This is a genomic window from Burkholderia paludis (assembly GCF_000732615.1).
GTDB classification, from domain to species: Bacteria; Pseudomonadota; Gammaproteobacteria; order Burkholderiales; family Burkholderiaceae; genus Burkholderia; species Burkholderia paludis.
Map to the genome: position 1 here is coordinate 1 of NZ_JPGL01000167.1, position 620 is coordinate 620.

The following is a 620-nucleotide window of genomic DNA, read 5'->3' on the forward strand; positions in this document are numbered from 1 at the left end:
CATGCGGCTGATGATCTGCTTGCTAAGCAGTGGCAATACGATGCAGCAGGCGATGTGATCCAGAAGCGCGATCAGCGTTATGGCACGACGAACTATCGGTATGACCCGACTGGTCGTATTGAACAGGCGGCGGGGCCGGGATTGCCGTCGGAAGTGTTTCGCTGGGATGCGGCGGCTAACCTGGTGTCGAGTGATCACCCGGGTGGCTACGTCGAGCACAACCGACTCAAGATGTTCGAGGATAAGCGCTTCGAGTACGACGTTTATGGTCGGCTGGTTCGCAAGGTGAGTGGGCATGGGCCTGCCAAGGAACTGGTTCTTGAATACGACGATTGGAACCAGTTGAAGACCGTCGTGACGAAGGATCGTCTGGGTATCGGGACGACGCATTTCGAATACGACGCGTTTGGTCGGCGGATTCGTAAGCTCAATGGCAGTTACGCGAGTACGGATTTCCTGTGGGATGGCATGCGGCTCGTGCAGGAGACGTATCACGACCGCCAGGGCGAGGAAGCGCTGACGTACTTGTATGAGTCCGATAGCTATGTACCGCTTGCACGGATCGATCAGGGCAAGCCGGCGGCTAACGATGCCGATGCAAGGGATGCGGTCTACTATTT

At 56.8% G+C, this 620-nt stretch carries 1 pseudogene; it reads left to right on the forward strand.

Annotated elements, in window-relative coordinates:
- Positions 1-620 (forward strand): annotated as a pseudogene (locus GQ56_RS39935) (RHS repeat-associated core domain-containing protein); the annotation flags it as partial.